This window comes from Isoptericola sp. NPDC058082, assembly GCF_042885055.1.
Lineage (GTDB): Bacteria > Actinomycetota > Actinomycetes > Actinomycetales > Cellulomonadaceae > Isoptericola.
The window spans coordinates 20,312-39,155 of sequence record NZ_JBHVSQ010000011.1 but is presented as its reverse complement, the minus strand read 5'-3'; the positions used below and the strand labels follow the sequence as shown (position 1 = coordinate 39,155).

The 18,844-nt window shown below is 75.9% G+C and carries 13 protein-coding genes; 1 reads left to right on the top strand and 12 read right to left on the bottom strand.

Annotation, left to right across the window (positions count from 1 at the left end):
* Positions 1–50: 50 nt before the first annotated feature.
* From ACFVS0_RS15125 to ACFVS0_RS15115, 3 genes are all read right to left on the bottom strand, one after another.
* Positions 51–2,723 (bottom strand): phosphoenolpyruvate carboxylase, encoded by a 2,673-nt coding sequence (locus ACFVS0_RS15125; RefSeq protein ID WP_430584536.1) that lies wholly within the window; start codon positions 2,721–2,723, stop codon positions 51–53.
* A 128-nt stretch (positions 2,724–2,851) separates the two neighbouring features.
* On the bottom strand, positions 2,852–3,502 hold the full coding sequence (gene catA, locus ACFVS0_RS15120; RefSeq protein WP_430588412.1) for a type A chloramphenicol O-acetyltransferase: 651 nt from the start codon (positions 3,500–3,502) through the stop codon (positions 2,852–2,854).
* 58 nt (positions 3,503–3,560) lie between these two features.
* Positions 3,561–4,550 (bottom strand): NADP-dependent oxidoreductase, encoded by a 990-nt coding sequence (locus ACFVS0_RS15115; RefSeq protein ID WP_430588411.1) that lies wholly within the window; start codon positions 4,548–4,550, stop codon positions 3,561–3,563.
* Between the two features lie 215 nt (positions 4,551–4,765).
* Between ACFVS0_RS15115 and ACFVS0_RS15110 the strand changes: the two genes are divergently transcribed.
* Positions 4,766–5,707, top strand: coding sequence for a DUF1254 domain-containing protein (locus ACFVS0_RS15110; protein WP_430588410.1), 942 nt, complete (start codon positions 4,766–4,768; stop codon positions 5,705–5,707).
* 33 nt (positions 5,708–5,740) lie between these two features.
* Here the strand turns inward: ACFVS0_RS15110 and ACFVS0_RS15105 are convergent, their stop codons facing one another.
* The 9 genes from ACFVS0_RS15105 to ACFVS0_RS15065 all read right to left on the bottom strand — a co-directional run bounded on the left by ACFVS0_RS15105 (position 5,741) and on the right by ACFVS0_RS15065 (position 18,839).
* Positions 5,741–6,931, bottom strand: a complete 1,191-nt coding sequence (locus ACFVS0_RS15105; RefSeq protein ID WP_430588409.1) for an MFS transporter — start codon at positions 6,929–6,931, stop codon at positions 5,741–5,743.
* Entirely contained in the window at positions 6,928–7,908 is a 981-nt protein-coding gene (locus ACFVS0_RS15100) for an acetylxylan esterase (protein WP_430588408.1), read from the bottom strand. Before ACFVS0_RS15100 ends, ACFVS0_RS15105 begins: the two co-directional genes overlap by 4 nt.
* A 67-nt stretch (positions 7,909–7,975) precedes the next feature.
* Entirely contained in the window at positions 7,976–9,478 is a 1,503-nt protein-coding gene (locus ACFVS0_RS15095; RefSeq protein ID WP_430588407.1) for a polysaccharide lyase 6 family protein, read from the bottom strand.
* A gap of 25 nt (positions 9,479–9,503) precedes the next feature.
* Entirely contained in the window at positions 9,504–11,966 is a 2,463-nt protein-coding gene (locus ACFVS0_RS15090; protein WP_430588406.1) for a polysaccharide lyase 8 family protein, read from the bottom strand.
* Between the two features lie 89 nt (positions 11,967–12,055).
* Positions 12,056–13,387 (bottom strand): GDSL-type esterase/lipase family protein, encoded by a 1,332-nt coding sequence (locus tag ACFVS0_RS15085; protein WP_430588405.1) that lies wholly within the window; start codon positions 13,385–13,387, stop codon positions 12,056–12,058.
* Positions 13,384–14,010, bottom strand: coding sequence for a DUF624 domain-containing protein (locus ACFVS0_RS15080; RefSeq protein ID WP_430588404.1), 627 nt, complete (start codon positions 14,008–14,010; stop codon positions 13,384–13,386). The genes ACFVS0_RS15085 and ACFVS0_RS15080 overlap by 4 nt, the downstream gene beginning before the upstream one ends.
* Positions 14,007–16,148, bottom strand: coding sequence for a DUF4962 domain-containing protein (locus tag ACFVS0_RS15075; protein WP_430588403.1), 2,142 nt, complete (start codon positions 16,146–16,148; stop codon positions 14,007–14,009). The genes ACFVS0_RS15080 and ACFVS0_RS15075 overlap by 4 nt, the downstream gene beginning before the upstream one ends.
* Positions 16,141–18,090, bottom strand: a complete 1,950-nt coding sequence (locus tag ACFVS0_RS15070; RefSeq protein WP_430588402.1) for a heparinase II/III family protein — start codon at positions 18,088–18,090, stop codon at positions 16,141–16,143. The genes ACFVS0_RS15075 and ACFVS0_RS15070 overlap by 8 nt, the downstream gene beginning before the upstream one ends.
* On the bottom strand, positions 18,087–18,839 hold the full coding sequence (locus tag ACFVS0_RS15065) for an SDR family NAD(P)-dependent oxidoreductase (RefSeq protein ID WP_430549091.1): 753 nt from the start codon (positions 18,837–18,839) through the stop codon (positions 18,087–18,089). The genes ACFVS0_RS15070 and ACFVS0_RS15065 overlap by 4 nt, the downstream gene beginning before the upstream one ends.
* Positions 18,840–18,844 lie beyond the last annotated feature (5 nt).

Genomic DNA, 18,844 nt, shown 5'->3' with positions numbered 1-18,844 from the left:
GGAGCGTAGCCCGGGGCCATGAGCCTCGTGTCGCCGATCGGTCGCCGAGATCAGCCGGTGTTCTGCAGGCCGGCGGAGACGCCGTTCACGGTGAGCAGCAGCAGGTGCTGCCAGCGGTCCTTGTGGCCGCCGTCCACCCACTCGCCGTCGTCCACCGTGAGGCCCTCGCTGACGCCCTGGCTGCGCAGCGCGCGCAGGGCGCGGACCTGGAGCAGCGACAGCGCGTCGACGTACGGCGAGCGCAGCTGCACCGCGCGGCCCAGGACGCGGCGGTTGGCGAGCGGCCACTCGTTGCCGGTGACGCGCAGCACCCACTCGCGGGTGAGCCGCAGCTCGCCGAGCACGAGCTCCGCGAGGTCGTCGCGGTCGCCGAGGCCCAGGTACTGCGCGGCGATGTCCTCCTGCGTCTTGGCGAGGCCCATCTCCACGGTGTCGAGCAGCGTGGTGAACAGGGGCCACTCGCGGTACGCGGCCTGGAGCTCCTCCAGCCCGCCCGGCTGTTCGCCGGCCGAGCGCAGCGCGGTGCCGAGGCCGAACCAGCCCGCGAGGTTGATGCGCGCCTGCGACCAGGAGAACACCCACGGGATGGCGCGCAGGTCGTCGAGCGAGTTGACCGACAGGCCGCGCTTGGCGGGACGGGAGCCGATCGGCAGCAGGCCGACCTCCTCGAGCGGCGTGACCTGCGAGAACCACTGCGGGAAGCCCTCGGACTTCACGAGGCCGTGGAACGCGGCGCGCGACGTCTCGTCGAGGGTGGCCGCCAGGGGCGCGAACCGCTCCCGTGCGTCGGCGTTGCGCTTCTCCACCGTCGGCGCCGAGGCGAGCAGCGTCGCCGCGGCGACCTGCTCGATGTGGCGCGCGGCGATGGTCGGGTCGCCGTAGCGGGCGAGGATGACCTCGCCCTGCTCCGTGAGCTTGAACCGGCCGTCCACCGAGTGCGGCGGCTGCGCGAGCACCGCGCGGTTGGCGGGGCCGCCGCCGCGGCCGAGCGAGCCGCCGCGGCCGTGGAACTGGGTGAGCGTGATGTCGTGGCGCTGGGCCCACTCGGCGATCCGCGACTGCGCCTTGTGCAGGGCGAGGGTCGCGGCGACCGGGCCGACGTCCTTCGACGAGTCGGAGTAGCCGAGCATGACCTCGACGCGGCGGCCGTTCTCCGCGAGGCGACGCTGCACCTCGGGGAACTCCAGCATCGCCTCGAGGATGTCGACCGAGTTCTCCAGGTCGTCGAAGGTCTCGAACAGCGGGACGGCGTCGACGACGGGGGCGTCGTCGGAGCCCTCGAACGCGAGCGCGGCGAGCCGGTAGACGGCGGCCAGGTGCTCGGGCGCCTGGGTGAAGGACACGATGTAGCGGCGCGCGGCGCGGATGCCGAACCGCTTCTGCACGGCGCCGAGGGCGCGGTAGGTGTCGAGCACCTCGACCGTGCGCTCGGAGAGGTCGCCGTGGATGCCCTTCTCGTCGATCTCGGCGAGGGCGGCGGCGTGCACCTGCGAGTGCTGGCGCACCTCCAGCTCGGCGAGGTGGAACCCGAAGGTCTGCACCTGCCACACGAGCTTCTGCAGGTCGCCGTACGCGGCGCGCGGGGCGCCGGCCTCGACGAGCGAGCGCTGCACGACCTCCAGGTCGGCGACGAGCTCCTCCGGCTCCCGGTACCCGAGGTCGGCGTCGCGGCGGCGGGTCGCGGCGACCCGACCGGCGATCGCGAGGACGGCGGCCCGGTGCGGCTCGTTGGGCGAGTCGGCGGCCGCGCGGGTGACGAGCTCGTCGGAGAGCTGCCGCATCCGCTGCCACAGCGACCTGAGCTCGGCCGACGCCGGCGTGCCCTCCTCGTCGAGCGTGAGCTTGCGCCCCGTCTCGACCGCCGCCTTCTCGAGCGCGCCGAGCGCGTGCTCGGCGGCGAGGGTCGCGGCCTGGCGGGTGACCTCGGCGGTGACGTTCGGGTTGCCGTCGCGGTCGCCGCCGATCCAGGAACCGAGGTGGACGAACGGGCGGGCGACGGGCGGGACGCTGCCGGCCTCGCCGTCGAGCAGCCAGTCGTCGAGGCGGCGGTACACCTCGGGGAAGGTGGAGAACATCGTGGCGTCGAAGACGCCCATCGCGGTCTTCACCTCGTCCAGCACGGACGGCTTGTGGGCGCGGATCGGCGACGTGCGCCACATGGTGTCGATCTCGGCGAGCAGGCGGCGCTCGTTCTCGGCGAGCGTGGTGCCGCCGGGGCGCATCGTGTCGCGGTCCGCGACCAGCGCGGAGATCCGGCGGACGGCGCCCGAGACGGCGCGGCGGCGGGCCTCGGTGGGGTGCGCGGTCAGCACGGGGCGGAACTCGATCTCGCCCAGGCGCCGCAGCGCCTCGTCGCGGCCGACCTCCTCCGCGAGCTGGGTGAACGCCTGCGGCAGGGAGTCCTCGATGACGACGCCCGACGCGGCGTCCGACTCCCGCGCCCGCAGCACGCGGACCCGGTGGTACTCCTCCGCGAGGTTCGCCAGGTGGAAGTAGCAGGTGAAGGCACGCGCCACCTGCTCGGCCCGCTCCGGCGTGAAGCCGGCCACGACCTCGGCCGCCTCCGCCAGCGTCGCGCCGCCGTCGTCCGCCCCGTAGGCGCGGATGGTCAGGCCGCGGAGACGCTCGACGTCGTCGAGCAGGCTCTGCCCGCCCGCCTCCTTCAGCACGGAACCGAGCAGCCCGCCCAGGAGGCGGATGTCGTCCCGCAGCGGGTCGGGCATCTCGTGGCGTGCCACCACGCGTTCGATCGAGCCGGTGGATCCCAGGTTCTCGCTCACGGGACTAGAGGGTAAGCCGTCTCGCCGACCGGGCGCCCGGCCGTCCGGCAGGTGACCCCCTGGAGTGTGGCTCAGCCCACCCACGACGGGTCGCCGAGGAGGTCCTGCAGCTCGTTCACCAGGCGCGCCGTGTGGAAGCCGTCGGCGGCCGCATGGTGGACCTGCACCGCGACGGGCAGCAGCAGCCGGCCGTCCCGCTCGACGTACCGGCCCAGGGTGACGATCGGCGCCAGGTGGTTCCAGGCGTCCCGGATGTTCAGGGTGAAGCCGGTGAACGACGCCCACGGCAGGCTGGACACGTCGAACGCGTTCGGCGGCGGGGCGCCCTGCGGGAAGAGCTCCGTCGAGTCCCCGTGCTCGGCCAGCACCGCAGCCGCCGCGTCGTGGAACGCGCCGAAGTCGGCGTCGTAGGGCGCCCAGACGCACGAGAACGTCTCCCGTTCCACGTGGAACACCGTGAACGCCGGGTGCACCGTCGGCCAGACCGCGGGCGCGCCGTCGTCCGTGAGGGCCAGGCGGAACTCGTCGTGCCGGTTCACGACCGTCGCCAGCGCCCACACCTGAGCGAGGTACGTCCGGCGCGACGACGCGCGCAGCGCCGCCGCGAACGCCGTCACGTCCAGCTCCACCGTCATCGCGTACGTGCACGGCGACGCCCGGTAGTGCTCGAAGTGCTGTCGGCGCGGCCAGGTGTCCAGGTCGATCGGCGCGGGGGTCTCCATGCGCCCAGCGTCTCAGCGGGGCCGCCCTGCGGCGCAGGTCTTTTCGCGGGCGCCCGGCCTACAGCTCGACGACGACCTTGCCCTTGGCGCGCCCGCGCTCCAGGTAGGCGAACGCACGGGCGATGTCGGCGAACGGGAACGTCCGGTCGACGACGGGGCGCACGTGGCCGCCGTCGACCAGGTCGGCCAGGGTGGCGAGGTCCGCACCGCTCGGGTGCATGAAGAGATAGCGGTAGCGCACGCCCGCGTGCCGGGCCCGGCGGCGGATCGCGGTGCTGGCCGCCCACAGGAGGGCCGCCTTGAGGGGTCCGGCGTCCAGGTCGACGCGCGCCGTCGTCGCGTCCGGGAGGCCGGCGACCGAGACGACCGTGCGGCCCGGCCGCAGGATGGTGAAGGCGTCGGTGAGGTCCTGCCCGCCGGTGAGGTCGAGCACGCCGTCGTAGTCGTGCAGGACGTCGGCGAACCGCTCGGCGCGGTAGTCCACCACCCGTGCGGCGCCGAGCGAGCGCACGAGGGCCGCGCCGCGGGCGGACGCCGTCGTCGTCACCTCGGCGCCGAGCCATACCGCGAGCTGGATCGCGAGGGTGCCGACGCCGCCCGCCCCGCCGGTGACGAGCACCCGGTCGCCGGGCGCCACCTTCAGCTCGTCCCGCAGGGCCTGCAACGCGGTCAGCCCCGCGAGGGGCAGCGACGCGGCCTCGACGAACCCGATCGACGCGGGCATCGCCGCCACCAGGCTCTCGTGCACGGCGGCGTACGGGGCGAAGGCACCGAGGCGCCGCTTGTCGACCCGGGCGTGCACCCGGTCCCCCACCGCGAACCGGGTGACCCCGGCGCCCACGGCCGCCACCTCACCGGCCAGCTCGCTGCCCGCCACCAGGGGCAGGCGGAGCCGGGTGATGACCCGCAGGCCGCCGTCGCGCGTCTTGAAGTCGATCGGGTTCAGGCCCGCGGCGCGCACCCGGACCAGCACCTCGCCGGGCCCTGCGACCGGGCGCGGCACCTCGCGCAGCTCCATCACGCCCGGGTGGCCGTAGCGCCTCAGCACGTACCCCTGCATCCTTCGTCCCCCTCCGTCGGTGGCCCGGCCCTCGCCACCGGGCGACCGCCCCCGGCGTCCGGCGCGCGCCGCGGGCCGCGCCCCCATAGCGTGACACCGCGACCGGGCAGCGCCACCTGCGGCGGGGCCCCGGCCGTCGTGACGCACCCCACGTCCCGCAGCTCCCCGCGGGACGTCGCCCGCACCCCCGAGGAGGTACGGCCATGGCCGTCCAGGTCAGCATCGACAACTTCGCCCGCGCGGAGACGGACACGATGATCGCGAGGATGCTGCCGATGGTGGGCGGCCTCGGCATCTTCCACCACGACCGCGCCCTCGCTCCGCTCGACGAGCAGCCGGTGATCCGGCAGAACCGGGACACGCTGTACTCGGTGGCGGTCGTCGACCTGGGCGCGGGAGACGCGACGCTGACGGTGCCCGAGGTCGGCGACCGGTACCTGTCGGTGATGGTGATCAACCAGGACCACTACATCAACCGGGTCGTCCGCGAGGCCGGCTCGTCCGTCCTCTCCCGTGACGAGTTCGGCACGGACTACGTGGTCGTGGCGGCGCGGACGCTCTTCGACCCGACGAGCCCCGCCGACGTCGAGGAGGTGCACCGCCTCCAGGACGGGCTCGCCCTCGCCACCGCCGAGCAGCGCGAGTTCGTGCGCCCCGAGTACGACCCGGCCAGCCACCAGGAGGTGCGCGGGGCCCTGCTCACCCTCGGCCGCACGATGGGCGGCCTCGAGCACTGCTTCGGCCGGGCGGAGGACGTCGACCCGGTGCGGCACCTCGTCGGCACGGCGCTCGGGTGGGGCGGCCTGCCCGACGCCGAGGCGTCGTACCTGAACGTCGAGCCGCGGCTCCCGGTGGGCCGGTACACGATCACGTTCGACGGCATCCCCGCCGACGCGTTCTGGTCCCTCAGCGTCTACAACGCCGACGGCTACTTCGAGCCCGGCCCGAGCGGCCTGACGAACGTGAACTCCGTCTTCGCGACGCCGGACCCGGACGGCCGCGTCACGATCCACCTCGGCGACTGGCCCGACGACACGCCCCACCGCATCCCGCTGCCCGAGGGGTGGAACTTCACCGTCCGCCTGTACCGGCCTCGGCTCGACGAGCTCGCCACCTGGACGGTCCCGCCCGTCGTGCCCGCCTGACTCCCGCCGAGGCCCGCGGTCCGGGTCGGCCGCTCAGCCGACCCGGACCCGGCCGTAGCCGACGGCGACGGCGGCGCCGGCGAGCGCGAAGCCCGCCCACGCCCAGCCGCCGTGGGAGAGCGGCCCGGCGAGCAGCGCGCCCACGACGGACGGCCCGACGACGCCGCCCACGGCGAGCGCCAGGCCGTTGACGCCGAACCGGGTGGCGACGGACGCGGCGGGCGCGCCCGCGGCGACGACCGCGCTCATCGCGGGCTGGAACACCATCTGCCCGAGCGTGAACACGACCATCCCCGCGACGAGCGACGCGACGCCCGGGCCGCCGCCGAGCACGGCGATGCCCGTCCCCATCGTCGCGACCCCGAGCGCGAGCACCAGGGGCAGCCGCAGCTGCGCCTGCAGCCATCGCGTGACGGGCACGGTGAGGACCAGGACGAGGACGGCCGCCGCCGCGTAGACCGCGCCGACCCCGACGCTGCTGCCGAGCACGGCGTCCAGCCGCAGCGGCACGACGAGCTGGAGCTGCGTGAAGACCGCCCACGCGGCGGCGTTGAGCAGGCACAGCGCGACGAGCGCGCGCCGCGCCTCGCGGCGCATCCCGCCGGTGGCCGGCGCGGGGGCGGCGTCGGCGGGCACCCCGGGCTCGCCGGTACCGGCAGGGGCGGCGTCGGGCTCGGCGGCCCGCCCGAGCCCGAACCAGGTGAGCGGCGCGGCGGCGAGGAACAGGCCCGCCGCGACCCAGCACACGACGTCGAACCCGGTGGCCACGAGCAGCCCGCCGAGCAGCGGCCCGACGACGAACCCGGCGTTGCTCAACGCCTCGCGCCGAGCGAAGACGTCGGGCCGGGCGCCGCCGAGCCGCGCGTACGCGGCGTACGACGCGGGATGGAACAGCGCGCCCCCGAGGCCGACGGCGACCCCCGCGGCGCCCACCGCGAGCGGCGTCGTCGCGAGGGCGAGCGCCCCGAAGCCGGCGGCCCGCACGAGCACGCCCGCCACGATGGTGCGGCGCACGCCCCACCGGTCCGCGAGGATCCCGGCCGGGAGCTGGAGCCCCTGCTGCGCACCGGCGCGGATCCCGGCGAGCAGCCCGACGAGGGCCAGGCCGAAACCCAGCCCGTCGGCCAGGTGCACGGCGAGCAGCGGCACGAGCACGTAGAAGCCCGTCGCCATGACGAACGTGTTGCCGTACAGGGCGAGCATCGCGCCCCGGGGAGGTGTCACCGCGGGCCGAGCACCCCCGCGAGCGCCGCGAGCTTGCGCGGCATGTCGTACGCCGCCCCGCCCTCGTGCCCGTTGTACGGGAAGACCTCGATCTGCGCGGGCCCGCCGTACCGGTGGTAGGCCGCGAACACGGTGGACGGCGGGCAGATCTTGTCCATGAGCGCGACGGAGAACCAGCCGGGGCAGCGGGCGCGCGCGGCGAAGTTGGTGGCGTCGAAGTACGAGAGCGTGCGCATCACGTCCTCGACCTCGAACCGGTGCCCCTTGAGGTAGCGGGCGATCTCGGAGTACGGGCCCTCGTCGGTGATCTGCGACGCCCGCCGGTAGTGGCTGAGGAAGGGGACGTCGGCGATCACCCCGGCGAGGTCGTCGCGCAGGCCGGCGACGGCGAGCGCGAGCCCGCCCCCCTGGCTGCCGCCGAGCACCGCGACCCGGGTGGGGTCGACCTCGGGCAGCGCCTTGACGGCGTCGACGGCGCGCACGGCGTCGGTGATGAGGCGCCGGTAGAAGTGCTTGGCCGGGTCCTCGATGCCGCGGGTGAGGAAGCCGGGCGACGACGACCCGTGCCCCTCGGGCGCGACGTCCGCGGTGTCGGCGGTCGTCTTGCCGCCGCCGCCCTGGCCCCGGTTGTCCATGACCAGGTGCGCGTACCCGGCCGCGGACCACGTGAGCCACTCCCACGGGACGCCGCGCCCGCCGTTGTACCCGATGTACTGCACGACGGCGGGCAGCGGCCCGGAGCGCTCGCGCGGGAGCAGCAGCCACGCCTTGACCGGCTGGCCCGCCCAGCCGGAGAACGTCACGTCGCGCACCTCGACGGTGGCGAGCCCGGCGTCGAACGGCACCTGCTCCGGCGCGGTGGCGGCGGCCGCCGCGGTATCGAGCGTCTGCTTCCAGAACGCGTCGAAGTCCGCGGGCTCCTCGGGCTCCGGGCGGTAGGCACGCAGGTCGTCGAGGGGCTTGTCGAAGAAGGCCATGCGGGTGCTCCTGGGTCGTGGCTGGTGCGGGTCGTGGCTGGTGCGGGTCGGCGCGGCGGTTCCGGCGTCAGGGCGCGGCGGGGCCGACGTCGGACCGCTCGAGGGGCGTCCGGCTCACGGGCGCGTCGGACACCTCGTCGGCGCCGACGTCGGGCCGCCGGTCGCGCGGCTGCCCGTCCATGTCGTCGGTGAGGAACGGGTACGAGCCGACCGCGGCGTTCGTGGCCGGGCCGGGGCGCAGCCGCCACAGCCCGTCGGCGCGGACGAGCCGAGGATCGGCGACGCGGACCTCGCGCGGCCCGACGTCGAGCCCGATGGTCGCGGCGCCGGTCGGGAAGGCGAGGTTCCCGGAGTACGTGATCCCCGCGGGCTGCTTGTGCTCCACGAAGAGCGGGCCGGCCGAGCCGACGACGAGGTTGTCGGCCACGAGGGAGTCGACCGGCGGGTAGAGGTAGTTCGCGCCGACCTCGATGGTCGCGGCGTTGTCCACGAAGGTGTTGTGGACGACGGTCGCGCGGTGCACCCGCCAGTGTGCCGACGTCGAGCCGGAGCCGTCCACGTCGCCGCCGTCGATCTGGAGGGCGGCCGTGTACCCGGACCCGCGGAGGCCCTCGAAGTAGTTGTCGAACACGAGCTGGTCGTCGCCGTACAGCCGCACACCGCCGGTGCCGGGCTTGCCCTCGCCGAGGAAGACGTTGCCCTGGATGACGTTGCGGTCGCCGCGCCGGGCGACGAACGCGCCGGCCGACCGGCGCACCGTGTTGAACCGCACGGTGTTGTCGTCGCTCTTGATCGAGACGATCTCCGGGTCGGAGTCGGTGTTCTCGAACAGGTTGTGCTCGACGACGGCGAACGAGCTGGAGTCCGACAGCGCGGAGACGCCGAGCCGGATCGCCTCGCCGCCGTTGACCGGCTGCGCGGGGCTGTCCCCGAACCAGTTGTGGTCGATGCGGTCGTGCTGGGAGATCTGCGTGGCCCCGCCGTACACGGTGACGTAGTTGCCCATCAGCGTCTTGTCGTGGAAGGAGTTGTGGTCGATGCGGTGGTAGCCGCTGCCCTCCCCCGAGATCTGCAGCCAGTGCCGCGACGACGTCGGGTCGGCCGGCGGCTCGAACGTCAGCGCGACGTCGTTGCGCGTGAACCGCACGTGGGTGGACGCCGTGATCTTCAGCGTGGTGGCGTTCCGGAAGGTCAGCCCGCGCACCACGACGTGGCTCGACCGCGCGACCTCCAGCTGGCCGCCCGTGACGACCGCGCCGCCGAGGGTGGAGGCCTCGACGACGACCGGCGCGTCGGCGGTGCCCGCCTTGTCGGCCAGCTTGACCATCGTGTACTCGCCGTCGGCCAGCACGATGCGGTCGCCGGGCAGGGCCGCCTTGAACGCGGCCGCCAGCTCGGCGCTGGTGCCCACGCGGACGGTGCGCAGCGGCGCGGGGGCGGCGTCGTCCGCGGCTGCGGGCGGGGAGCCCGCGCCGACGGCGGGGGCCGGGGTCTCGGCGAGCGCGGGCGCCGCGCAGCCGAGGGAGAGCCCGAGCGCGAGGGCGAGAGGCAGCGCGAGGTGCTTCTTCATGGTTCCTCCAGGAGTCTCGGGACGGTCAGACGAACGAGGCGGTGACGGTGGCGCCGGCCAGGCCGGCGGTGGCGGCGGCGATCCGCCATCCCGCGCCGCGCCGGGTGACGGTCACGCCCGGGTCGGCGGACACGAACCGCAGCCCGTCGCGGTTGAGGTCGACGACGACGGCGTCGCGGGCCTGCGTCGGGTCGCTCAGCGCGACGGTCGTGGGGCGGGTCCACTCGGTGCCGCCCGTCTCGTGCACGACGACGGAGGCGGGGCCGTCGGCGTGCAGCGACCCGGCCTCCCCCGGCACTCCCGCGCCGACCGGCACCGACGCGGCGGCCCAGAAGTTGGCGGCGAGGGTGCCGCCGAGCGCGACGGCGTGGACGTCGTCGTCCTGCCCGAGGATCCGCAGCCCCGGCGCGTTGCCGCAGGCGTCCGCGAACACGCGGGTGCCCTCGGCGTCGGCCGCGGGGAGCATGACGTAGGCGTACGAGGCGTCCGCGGGCGCGGCGCCGTGGTCGAGCCACGCCGTGACGTACGGGCGGGTCACCGGGGTGTCCGTGCCGTACTTGATGTTGATCTCGCGCCAGGTGTGCGTGCGGTCCTCGCGCAGGGCGTGCAGCCGGGCGCCGCCGGGGAACACGTAGCCCGCCGTGCCGGACAGGTGGCACCAGCGCACGTCGTCGAGCGTCACCGACCACCCGTTCCCGATCGGCTGGGCCGCGCCGTCGATCACCAGCGCGGCCCCGTCGCGGACCTTGCGGTTCTCGACGACCGTCTCGACGCCGCCCGCCGCGGGCGCCGTGATGCCGGAGCCGACGCAGACCACGACGTCGTCGATGAGGAACCAGCTCTTGAGGGCCCGCAGGTCGGAGCCGCGGGCGCGCAGGTCCTGCCCGTACGCGCCGACCGTGGCGCCCGGCACGGCGGCCCCGCCCACCCAGGTGGCCTCGTTCGTCTCGCGGAAGTTCGCGCTGTTCGCGAGGCGCGCGGTGTCGACGGTGGTGCCGGGCAGGCGGTACGGGTCGACGGTGGGCCAGTAGTCCTCGCTGTAGTGGCCGAGGTCGTCGGTGTACAGCAGCACCATCCCGTCGGACAGGTGCCAGCCGTGCAGGTTCTCGTTCTGGATGGACTCGTAGTTGTACACGCGGGCCGAGTACGCGCTGACGCTCAGCGCGAAGCCCGGCCGGTGGTGCACCGCCTTGTCCATCGCGGGGTACTGCCGGTGCGCCACCAGCGCGCCGCGCGGCGTCGGCGACGCCGCGAGCAGCGCGTTCGCGGCGACGACGGACGCGGGCGTCGTGGCGGCGAGGAAGTCGCGGTAGGTGTCCTCGGCGATCCACTGCGCCACCAGCGACGTGAGGGTCGCGGCCTGCGCCGGGGGCGCGGAGGGGATGAGCCGCAGCGTGCCCTCGACGACGGTCTGCGTGGCCGCGTGCCCCTGCTTGCTGGGCCGCGCGATCTCGCGCCCGCAGACCGACGCGACCATGTCGCCGCGCACCATCAGCGGGTCGAAGGCGTCGGTGACCCACGCGTAGACGTTGTCCAGCGCCGGGTCGGTGACCTGCCAGGGCGAGTCACCCAGCAGGTGCAGCAGCGACGACAGCGTGCCCAGCAGCTCCTTGCCGTAGCCGCCGTTGTACGGATGCTTCCAGTGCTGGAGGAACGAGCCGTCGCGGAAGAAGCCCTCCCCCGTGCCCTCGCCCTCGGCGGTGCCGCCGTCGACGAACGCCAGCACGCTGTTGGCGCCGCCGCCCTCGACGTCGCTGAGCGCGTCGCGCACGCGCCCGAGGGCCGTCTCGTCGCCGTCGAGGCTCGCCCGGACGGCGACGACGGTCGCGATCCACACCCGGTTGGCGCCCGTGGCGATCTGCCGGTCCGCGCGCCACAGGTTCGGGTCGGGCGTGTAGTGGTCGATGGCGGCGGTGCTGCGGGCCAGCGCGTCGCCCAGGCGGCCGCGCAGCACGACGAGCGCGTCGGCGAGCGCCGACGCCGAGCCGATCTCCCAGTCCCAGTCGTTGTCGAAGCGCGGGATGCCGGGCCCGTAGACGTGGTCGTGCATCCAGGAGATGCCGTCGGCGACGGCGTCCGCCACGGCGGCGTCGCCCGCGACCGACGTCCCCGGCGTCGCCCACGCGACCGCGATCGATCGCAGCCGCTTGAACGTCGTGGTGACGGTGTTGGACCTCGTCCAGTCCGCCAGGTCGGGCCACAGGGACGCGCGGCCGGCGGAGCGGTCGAGCGTCGCGAGGACGGTCGTGGCCGCCCGGTCGACGCGGCGTACGGCGGCCCTGACGTGCGCGTCCGCCAGGTCGAGGCCCGGGCCGCCGGTCTGCAGCGCCGCCCAGCGCTCGACGAGCTCCGTGGCGGTCGAGGCGGGCACGGCGCGGGCGGGCAGGGGCAGCGCGGGGGCCAGCGCGGCGGCCCCGGCGAGGGCGCCGAAGCCGCGCAGCACCGACCGGCGGCTGGGTGCGGGCGCCCGGTGGGCAGGCGTGGTCACGGTGTCGTTCTCCATCACGGTCCCTCTCGTCGTCGAGCAGGTGGGTGGAACGGCGGTGCGGGTAGGTGGTGTGCGGGGAGGGTCGGGCGTCAGCCCAGGAGGGCGCGGCGGGTGACGGCGGCGGCCATCGCCGCGGCACCCGCGGAGGTGGGGTGCAGCCCGTCGCCGCTGTCGAAGGCGGGCGCGAGGCGCGCCGCGTCGGCCGGGTCGGCGAGCACGGAGGCCAGGTCGGCGACGGCGTCGAAGGCGCCCGCGCCGCGACCCGCCTCGGCGAGGAGGGTCGCGTTGACGACCCGGCGCTCGTCCTCGAGCGCCGGGGTCCAGCGCTGCCAGCCGCCGAACGGCGTGATGGTCGTGCCGACCACGCGCAGCCCCCGGTCGCGGGCGCGCAGCACGAGCTGGCGGTACCCGGCGAGCAGCACCGCGGGGTCGGTCTGGCTGGGCGGCTGCTGCAGGTCGTTGACGCCGAGCACCACGAGCAGCGTGTCGACCCCGGGCAGGGCCAGGGCGTCGCGGTCCAGGCGGGCCTGCCCGCTCGGGCCGAACCGCTCGTCGTCGAGCAGCACGCGGTTGCCGCTGATGCCGAGGTTCGCGACGCCCACCGGGCCGCCGCGCTCCGCGAGACGCCGGGCGAGGTGGTCGGTGAACCGCTCGTCGGCGTCGTCGGGCGTGCCCACGCCCTCGGTGATCGAGTCGCCCAGCACGGCGACGCCGGGCACGCCGGGCCGCTCGACGTCCACGCCGACCAGCAGCACGGCCGACCGCGTCGTCTCCGCGCCGTCGTAGCCCGGGCCCGGGTCGCCGGTGAGGTCGCCCGGGCCGACGTACCCCGTCGCGTGCGTGTTGCGGTGGAAGCTGAGCGGGCCGGTGGGGCCGGGCAGGTGCACGCTGACGACCAGGTCGCCGCCGTCCGGGACGGCGATCCGCACCGGGTCGCTGACGAGCGTCGCGCCCGCGGCGAGCAGCGCGCCGGCCTCTCCGCCGAAGGTGAGCGTGGTGACGGTGACCGGGTCGACGGCGGCGCCCGGGCCCGTGAGGCCCGCCGCACGACGCGCGACGGTCACCGCCCCCACCCGCACCGGCGCCGTGGAGAAGGTGCCGGCGAGGCGTACGCGCAGCGCACCCGTCCGGCGGGTGCCGGCGCTGAGCCGCAGCACGTGCCGCACGGTGCGGTCGGTGACGCCGCCCAGCACGAGCGGGTCGGTCGCCGTGGGGCGGGTGTGCGCGGTGGTCCACGACGGCACCCACGTCGTCGTGCGCGACCGGGCCACGGCGGTGTCCGCGAGCGCGGCGACGCCGTCGAGCGCCGTGGCGCGCGGCGCGAGGAGCAGCGCGCCGGTGGTGGCGAGCGCGCCGGCGAGCAGCGAGCGCCGGGCGACGGCGCCGGGGCGAGGAACGGCCTGGGCGGTGGTGCCGGTCATGCGTCGTCCTCCGTCTGGTCGAGGATCACGAGCCCCACCAGGACGGGGACGCTCGCGCACAGCAGCAGGGGGCCCGCGGGGACCACGAGCGAGAACACGGGCGTCGCGACGGCGGCGCCCAGCAGGGCGGTGCCGCGCGGCACCGAGGCGAACGCGAACCACAGCGCGCCGGGCGCCCAGGTGCGGACGCTGCCCTCCGGGCGGGCCGCCGCGACCACCGCGAGCGCCAGGTGGTACGGCACGGACGCCACGAGCAGGCCGAGCGCCAGCATCACGAGGACGACGGCGGCCGGGCCGGAGCGGCCGACGAGGAACACGACGTCGACCACCAGCAGCGCGAGCGCCGCCGTCGACGCCACCGCGTGCCCGAGCAGCGGCCGCCAGTAGACGCCGAACGCCCGGAAGACGCCCGTGAACGACCGGCCGTCGCCCTCGGTGCGCCAGGCGCGGAGGGTGTGTCCGACGGCGGCGAGCGCCGGGAGCCACGTGACGACCCCGAGGCAGAGGATCGCGAACGCCGCGCCTGCCGCCACCGGGTGCGCCAGCCACTCCAACCAGCCCAGGAACGTCTGCGACCACCGGCGCGAGCGGTCCTGCCGCGCGGGCGCCGGAGCGGCCGTCATCGCCGCCCCGCGAGCGGGAGGACGGCGGTGACCTCGGCGTCGCCGTCGAGCCCGGTGCGGTCGAGGAGCACCCGGCCGTCGAGCTCGACGCGCCGTGCCCCGACCACGGCGACCCGGTCGCCCGCGACCAGCACCGCGCGCGCCAGCGCCGTCACGCCGTCGGCCTCGATCGCGCAGTCCGGCCCGGCGAGGTGCACCCGCTCGCCCCCGCCCAGCTCCACCCCGACCTCCGCGGCGAGCGGGGGGAGGAGGCGGGCGGTGGACGGCGTCGGGCGGAAGGCGTCGAACGGCTCGATCGTCGTGACGGCGAGCAGGTCGCGCGACGCGGGCGGCGTGACGCGCAGCGTGTGCAGCCGCCGCGTCACGACCAGCGACGGTGTGCTCGACGTCGGGTTGGCCGCCACGTCGGTGACGACCTGCTCGGCGTGCGCGCCGCCCGCGGCGTGGGTGGTGAGCCACGCGCCGGCGCGGCCGTTCCGCAGCACCCGCCGCACGGCCCCCTCACGAGCGAGGCCACCGGCCTTCCCGTCGCCGATGCCGTCGTGCGGCACGCCGAGGTCGACGGGCTCGCTCGGGTGGTCGGCGTGCAGCAGCACGGTCCACTCGCGCGGCTCGGCGGCCCGCCCGCGGTCGACGACGACGGTGCGGCCGGACGGCATGACGACGAGCGTGCGCTCCAGCGACTCGACGCCCAGCTCGGCCGGGTACATCCGCCCGGTGCGGGCGCGGCCGTGCAGGAACCCGCCCTCGGCGAGCACGTCCACCATGTCGGCGGTGCGGTCCGGCGGGGCGTCGGCGTAGACGTGGTACCGCCCCTCGCCCGCGAAGCCGTGCCCGTCGACGAGCACGAGGTTGTGGTGCCCGGCGCGCTTCTGGTTGGAGTAGCCCTCGTCGACCAGCAGCCACGCGCCGCGCGACGCGAGCACGAACGACCCGGCGTCGGGGTGGTGGTGCCCGGCGCTGAGGGTGTCCCAGCCGCGCTCGGCGTCGATCCGGCGCGACGTGTCCCAGGCGGTGTGCCCGCCGCCGGGCGACGACTTGAACGACACGAGCGTGGCGTCGTCGTCCCACGACGTGCGGTGCACCAGCAGGCCCAGGTCCTCGAACGCCGCCTGCGCGGGGACGGACGTGGCCGGGTCGACGGGCGCCACGGACGCGTCGTACCAGAGCAGCTCGGCCCAGGCCTCGGGCAGCACGCCGGGCCTCACGCCGCTCTCGTACGCCTCGCGCCAGAAGAACCGGTCCGCCACCGTGTCGGCCAGCCACTGCGCCTCGCCGATCCCGTACCGCGCGGCCAGGATCCGGTACAGGGCCACGCTGTGCCCGCTGCGCCGGTCGTGGCAGTCGCCGTGGTCGACGATCTCCTCGTAGCCGGGCGCGGCCTGGTGCAGCCGGTAGAAGAAGGTGCGCGCCAGGAACCGGCACCGGTCCCACCAGTCCACGCCCTCGGCGTCCTGGAGCAGGTCGAGGTAGGTCGCGAGCCACGGCACGCCGTAGCGCCAGTAGACGACGCCCTCCATGTCGGAGCCGTCCGCCGGCAGCACGTCGACGACGGTCGACATCGCCGCCTTGGCGCGCTCCGTCCAGGCCCGGACGCCGAGCGCGTAGCCGACGGTCGCGAGCCCGGTGTGGCAGATCCAGTGGTGGTTCTGCCAGAACGAGCTGGACCACCAGCCGCCCTCGCTCGCGACTGCGAAGTCGAACAGCCGCTGCCCCTGGAGCTCGAGCTTGGCGCGCAGCGCCTCGCGCCGCAGCGGCTCGAGGTCGTCGCCCAGCCAGGAGTAGGCCAGCGACAGCCCGTGCAGGATCCACCCCGCGTCGAGGTCGTGGTCGGGCAGGTGCGCGCGGCCCCAGTGGTCGAAGGACACGGCCGCCGAGATCCAGCGCCATGCCTCCTCGAGGTAGTGCCGCTGGCCCGTGAGCCGGTACGCGAGCGCGAGGTTCGCGGCCGCCGGCCCCAGGTACGTGATGCTCGCCAGCGGGTGCTCCGTCGGGGGCGCCGTGCGGCGGTACAGGTCGCACTGCTCCGCCAGCCGGCGCCACTGCGGCGCGAGGTCGCCGTCCAGCCGGGACCGCAGGTCGGCCAGCCGGGCCTCGTCGAGCAGCAGCATCCGGGCGGGGGCGATCGTCTCAGTCATCCGTCGTCTCCGTCGGCAGCGGGTGGACGTCGACGGCGCCGTCGGCGCGGTGCACGCGCACCTCGGTCGCGTCGAGCTCGACGTCCGTCACCTCGGCGCCCCGAGCGTCGTCCTCCGCCTGGTACACCGAGACCCACGTCGCCGACGTCGCGGCCTCGGCGGCCCAGTCGACGTGCGACCGCTCGCGCTGCGGGTCGTCCGCCGGGCCGGGGCCGGGGGCGACGACGGCGCGCACGGGCACCGTCCCGCCCTGTCCGCCCGCGCGGGAGACGTGCACGCCGTCGAGCGCCTCGGCGCCGCGCCAGGCGGTGCGCACCACGTCGCCGTCGACGCGCACGCCGAGCGGCACGTCCGGCCGCAGCCCGAGCGTGAGCCGCCGGGGGCGGTCGGCGCGGGCGTGCGCGACGTCGAGCAGGTAGCCGTCGCCGAGGACGACGTGCCGCACGGCGCGGGCGCCGTCGTACCAGGCCGTGGCGTCGCCGCGGACCTCCACGGTCAGCGACCGCTCGGTGCGGGCCAGCAGGCGGCCGGTCGCCTCCGCGGGGTCGGCGTCGTCGACCCGGACCACCGGGTGCGCGGCCGCCGACGCGTAGTGCGCCCGCCAGGCCGGGTGCCCGTACGGCACCTGGCCCGGGTCGGGCTGCCACGGCGCGGTGCGCCCGAACAGGGCGAGCGCGAGCTTGTCGTGGTGGCCGTGCCCCGCGCCGTGCGGGCCGTGGTCGAGCACGGCGTGGATCCCCGCCCCGCGCAGGACGGCGATCCCCACCTCCTCGTCCACGGTCACGGCCGGGCGCGGCGCGCGCGCCACGGCCAGCGGCGGCCCGGCGAACCACGTCGTCCGGCGCAGCTCATCCTCGAGGCCGTCCGTGGGCTCGTCGTCGCCGTCCCCCTCCGCGGCCTCCGTGCGGGCGTGCGCGGCGACGGCGGCCAGCCCGGCGTCGGCGACGAACCCGTCCGCCAGCGCGGCCAGCTCCGTCCACTCCAGGGCGAGGGCGGGGCGGGAGTACGGGCCGTCGTGCACGGACGGCAGCACGCCGCCGTCGGTCGCGAGGCCGGCGAGCACGTCGACCATCGCGACCAGCCGGTCGCGGGCCTCGGCGGGCAGAGCCGCCGGGTCGGTGCCGCGCAGGGACAGCAGGTAGGCCCGCACCACGAAGCCGTGGTAGTACGTGCTGGCCTCCCACTCCCAGCCGCCGCGGGTGCTGGCCGCGAGCGCGTGGGCGAGCTGCCCGTGCTCCCCGGCGAGCCACTCGTCGTCGGCGACGGCGGGCGCCTCCCGGTCCCCGCGCACCAGCGCGGCGGCCCGGCTGCACACCCGGCCGGCGGCGTTGAGCCAGGCCGTGTAGTTGGAGGTGAATCTCCCGTCGGCCACCAGCCGGCCGCGCGCCGCGCGGGCGGCCTCGGCCGTCGCGTCGAGCATCCCCTGCACGGGGGCCAGGTCGCCCGCCCGGTCCGGGTCCGCCTCCGCGAGCGACCACACCGCGTGCCCGACCGACACGGCCCAGATGGCGTCGGTGAGCGCCTGGTGGAACAGCCGCCCCCGCAGCATCCAGTCCTGCGCGCGCTCGTGCTCGCCCCCGCCCGCCACCTCGGCGTAGACGTCGGCGTAGGCCACGAGCAGCGCCACCGCCTGCGCCCGCGTCCCCTCGTCCCCCGTGCGGGCCGCCCGGTGCGCGAGCACCCGGGCCCGCCGTGCCCACGCCTGGTGGCTGAGCACCAGCCAGGCGCCGCGCACCAGCTCCGTGTCGACGACGCAGCCGTGCGGGCAGCGCACGCCGCCCGCGGGCGGCACCGGCCCGGGGATCCCCGCGTGGGAGAGCTCCGTGCCGTGCGCCGGGCAGACGAGGTCGTGCCACCAGCCGCCGCGCTCGCGCGGGAGGCCGGCCGCGACGTCGACGTCGTCCGAGGCGGGGTCCGAGGTGACGGGGGCGAGGGAGGTCATCGCGGCCAGGTCCCCCCGTCGATGTCGAGGGTGGTGCCCGTGATGTACGACGCCTCGCGCGAGGCCAGGTACTGCACCGCCGCCGCGACGTCCTCCACGGTGCCGGCGCGCCCGACCGGCGTGCCCGCGACCATCTTCTGCTGCGCCTCGTCGGTGCTGAACGTGCCGTGGAACGCCGTGTCGGCGATGTACCCCGGGGCCACGGCGTTGACGGTGACGCCCTGCGGCCCGAGCTCCTTGGCGAGGCCCTTGACGAAGCCGCGCACGGCGGCCTTCGCCGCCGCGTAGACGACCGACCCCGGCCCGCCGCCGTTGTGCGCGGCGAGCGACGACATCGCCACGATGCGCGGACGGTCCGACTCCAGCAGGTGCGGGATCGCGGCCCGCGTCGTGCGGAAGGTCGCGCCGAGGTTGACGTCGACCACGGACTCGTAGTGGTCGTCGCTCATCTCGGCCACGGGCACGCGGCCCACGAGGTGCCCCGCGTTGCAGACCACGACGTCGAGCCCGCCGAGGAAGGCGACGGCGTCGGCGACGAGCCGGTCCACGTCCTGCGTCGAGGTGACGTCGGCCTGCAGGGCGACCGCCTTGCGTCCCAGCGCCTCGATGTCCGCCACGGTCCGCGCGGCCGCGTCGGCCGAGCTGCCGTAGTGCACCACGACGTCCGCCCCCGCGGCGGCCAGCCCGAGCGCGACCCCGCGCCCGATCCCGTGCCCCGCGCCCGTGACGAGCACCTTCGCGTCCGTCATGTCCA